At 62.3% G+C, this 4,063-nt stretch carries 4 protein-coding genes; all 4 read right to left on the reverse strand.

What is annotated here, in order from left to right; translation table 11 throughout:
- Positions 1-1,199, reverse strand: a 1,199-nt coding sequence (locus JNL55_RS25135; protein WP_293860780.1) for a vWA domain-containing protein, incomplete at its 3' end; no start/stop codon positions are given.
- A 122-nt stretch (positions 1,200-1,321) separates the two neighbouring features.
- Entirely contained in the window at positions 1,322-1,762 is a 441-nt protein-coding gene (locus tag JNL55_RS25140) for an MGMT family protein (protein ID WP_293860783.1), read from the reverse strand.
- An 8-nt stretch (positions 1,763-1,770) separates the two neighbouring features.
- On the reverse strand, positions 1,771-3,225 hold the full coding sequence (locus JNL55_RS25145; protein WP_293860786.1) for a sodium:solute symporter family transporter: 1,455 nt from the start codon (positions 3,223-3,225) through the stop codon (positions 1,771-1,773).
- Between the two features lie 84 nt (positions 3,226-3,309).
- Positions 3,310-3,921 carry a 1,6-anhydro-N-acetylmuramyl-L-alanine amidase AmpD gene (ampD, locus tag JNL55_RS25150; RefSeq protein ID WP_293860789.1) on the reverse strand — a complete coding sequence of 204 codons (612 nt, stop codon included), beginning with the start codon at positions 3,919-3,921 and terminating at the stop codon, positions 3,310-3,312.
- Positions 3,922-4,063 lie beyond the last annotated feature (142 nt).

The following is a 4,063-nucleotide window of genomic DNA, read 5'->3' on the forward strand; positions in this document are numbered from 1 at the left end:
AGCACCTTGCGTGCTTCGTTCAAGGTATCGATATACGCGTAGTTGCCATTGCCCGCGTCGGCGAGGCGCTCCATCAGTTGCTCGTTGTAGTTACCGGTGCCGAAACCCAGCGTCGTCAACTCGACGCCAGTGGCGCGTTCACGCTCGACGATGTCCACCAACGCTTCGAAGTCCACCGTGCCGACATTGAAGTCGCCATCGGTCGCCAGCACCACGCGATTGATGCCACCTTTAACGAAAGTGCCGTGAGCCAGTCGATACGCTTGTTCGATGCCGGACGCACCGTTGGTCGAACCGCCGGCTGACAGTCGTGCCAGTGCTTCTTGAATGCGATGCTTCTGATCGCCAGGCGTCGGCTCCAACACCACGCCGGAACTACCTGCGTAGACGACCATGGAGACACGATCACGCGCACTCAGCTGATCGGTCAGCAACCGGAATGCGTTCTTCAGCAACGGCAACTTGTCAGGCGAGTCCATCGAACCGGAGACGTCGATCAGAAACACCAGATTCGCCGCCGGCCGTTCGCTGGCTTCGATTTCGAAACCTTTGATGCCGACACGCATCAACAACGCTTCTGAATTCCACGGCGCCGCGGCCAATTCAGTGGAAACGCGGAACGGCGTGTCGCGACTGTTCGGGGTGGCGTACTCGTAGTCGAAGTAATTGATCATCTCTTCGACGCGCACGGCATCCTGCGGCGGCAACCGGCCCTCGTTGAGGAAGCGACGCACGTTGGCGTAGGCGCCGGTGTCCACATCGATGGAGAACGTCGACACGGGTTGTTCGGCAGCGAGTTGAACCGCGTTGTCTTGCTGATGCTGATAGCGCTCGGTGTCGGCCGGATTCTGCTGCACGAACGGCGGCGACGCGATGCTGGCGGGCGCCGAAGCCAGCTTCATCTCAACTTCGTTTCGGCGCACTCGCTTCGCCAAAGCATCGCGAGACTCGGCCGGTGCCGCGGCGGCAGCCTCTGCATACATCTCAATCGCCATGTCAGCCTGTGGTGGGACAGGCGCGATTGCCGGCTCGATGTACACGGGCGTAGTCGCTCCGGTAACCGCCTCTTCTACTTTGGCCGCATCCTTGGCGGGCGGCGGCGCGGGGCTGTCCTCCCGCTTGGCGGCACAAGCGGCCAGCACAGCGGTAGCAATCAGTAGCGAACCCTGACGAACGATCCGACCCCTGGCGCCATTCATGACCTGCCCCCAACAACGACGCGGCTTGCGTCACGGGAGGTACAAACGGGGGCAGGTTCGATTCGGGGTTAACGCACGCTGATTTTTCTTGGCAGACGCGGTTCAGTGAACATAACGGCGGCTCAGACCGGGCCCCACAGCAGCTCGTCCAGCATCTTGTCCCGGGGCGGCCAGCCGTAGCGATTCAAGTCGACGCGCCCGCCGACGAAGTCCACGCCCTCCGCTTCCAGATGTTTGCGCTGGCGCGCATAACCGTCGCTGCCTTCAGGAAACGAAATGCGACCGCTGGCATTGATCACACGGAACCAAGGCACGGCTCGCGATGCTGGCGTCTGCCTCAACACCGTGCCCACCAACCTCGCCCGCCTCGGCAGGCCGGCCACATCTGCAACGTTGCCGTACGTGCAGACCTTGCCTTTGGGAATGCGTTTGATCGCGGCAATGATTCGAGCGGCGTCGCTGTCGGGCGCAACGACTTGCTTCGCCACCTTGCGAGGTGTGGCTTTCTTAACAGGCTTGCGTGCGACTTTCTTACGAGTCTTGGGTTTGCTTCGCGAGGCCACGCGTCACCTCAGATCGGCACTCGGTCGTGCACCGTTTCCTGCGAGCGGTCGGCGCGATCCGGGTTGCGACGCCGTTCGCCACCGGTGAGTGCGATGCCGAGCGAGGCAACGAACGGCATGACGCGCTCGAGAAAATCGCCCGGCGAATCCGGCAACAAATGAAAAATCACAGACAGCAGGAAACCGGCCCAGATAGCAGCGATGGTCGCTCCTGGGCGCACGCGCTTACCGCTCAGACGCACCAACAGCAGCGGCCCGAAACACGCGCCGAGCGTGGAATAACCAAACATCGCGTGCTCGAACACCGTGGAAGGCGCCCACAAAGTTGACAGCACAACCAACACCGCCGACAGCGCCATCGCCGCCCGACTCCAAGCCAGCGACAGCGGCGCATTCACGCGTCGCGTGTCGTTGCCCAAGCTCGATCCGAGCGCCAGCAACTGGCTGCCCATGTTGGCAAGCAACGCGGCCAGCAAAGCAGCGACGATGAATGCGGCGATGGCCGGCGGCAGCAAACGATCCGCAATGGTGAACATCGACAGCTCGGGCCGCTCCAATCCCGAATACAGCACGCTGGCGGCCCAGCCACAGCATAACGAGATCGCGACGATGACCGCGATCAGCGCCAACGCCACCCAACTGGCCCGTCGCAACGTCGCTTCATCGCGCGCCGCCATGAATCGAGTGGCGATTTGCGGCTGTCCCGTCATGCCCAAGCCGATACAAAACACACCTGCCGCGAATGCCACCGCAACTACGCCGCTGCGACCACCGAACCAATCGGTCGTCAGTGGGCCGAGCGCGGGAAACGCCACTTGAAACTGTTCCCAGCCACCGATGGCCACGTTCGCGGCCAGCAGCAACAACGCCCCGAACAGCGCCATGGTTATCACCTGCACGGCATCGCCGATGGCAGTCGCTCGCAATCCGCCAGCGAACGCGCACACGGTGATTAGAAACACCGACGTGAGTGCCATGCTGATCAAGTTGAAGCCGAACTCATCGACCAACAAGCCACCGACGAAACGCAGCATGGCGCTGGTCTGTAACAACACACACAACAGGAAGATAAACATCGCCGAACGCGCCACCCAGGGCTGTAAGCGATCGCCGGCATCGGCACTCAACACTTGAAACAAAGTGCCGTTGCCTTGTGCTACTGAGATATTGCGCAACCGAGGCGCGATGTAGAACAGGTTGAGCGCAGAGCCCGCGACGAAGGCGGCCCAGATCCACGCGGCCGACCAACCCCACGCGAACGCGGCGGCGGCCAATGTCATCAACAGCCAGCCATTGGCCGTGTTGGCAGTACAACTGAGGGCCAGCAACCAGACCCCGAAGCGGCGGTTGCCGAGGATCAGATCGGCGGCGTTATGGGTGCGACGGCCGGCCCAAACCGCCACCGTCAGCAACACCGCCGCGAAGGCCAGCAGCGTCATCAACACCGTGGCGGAACGATTCATGATGGAATTCGAAATCCTTTGACGCGCACGGCCGGCCGGCGATGCTACACGACGCGCGCGGCGCGCGAAATTGTGTCGCCGAATTCAGCCAGTGGCGCGTAATAGCGCGTACAACCGCTGCCAATCGAACGCCGGCCCCGGGTCCGTCTTGCGCCCGGGCGCGATGTCGCTATGCCCGGCGATGCGCGTCAATGCCAATGAAGGATACGCCTCGCACAGTGCCAGGATGACCGCACTCAACACCCGATACTGCGCCGGCTGGTACGGCACTTCATCGGCACCTTCCAGCTCGATGCCCACCGAAAAATCGTTACAGCGTTCGCGCCCCTGATAGCTGGACGCGCCGGCATGCCAGGCCCGCTCCTGAAACGGCACGTACTGCACCGGTTCGCCATCGCGACGGATCAACAAGTGCGAGGAGACGCGCAGCTCCTTGATCTTCTCGAAGTACGGATGCTGGTCCGGCGGCAGTGTGTTGGTGAACAGCTTGTCGATCCACGGCCCGCCGAACTCATCCGGCGGCAAGCTGATGCCATGCACGACGATGAGTTCTGGCAAGATGCCGGCCGGCCGCGGGTCGAAGTTCGGCGACGGGACCTGCCGGGCGCCGCGCATCCAGCCGCTCTGCGTATCGATGCCGGCCGCCACCGCGAGCAAGTACTGGGACAGACCTTCCGGCGAGGCTGTGAATGGCATAGTCATTTGGGGTGCTGACTTCTTAGGCACGCTGTTTGCTTAACTTTGCCAGGATCGCAACTCGCAACGAGGCGAGCATGAGATTGAACCGAATTTTTTGCGACGGCCCGTTGGCCGGTCGCACCGACATCGACCTGCCCCC

It is taken from the genome of Steroidobacter sp., from assembly GCF_016790065.1.
Taxonomy (GTDB): domain Bacteria; phylum Pseudomonadota; class Gammaproteobacteria; order Steroidobacterales; family Steroidobacteraceae; genus Steroidobacter.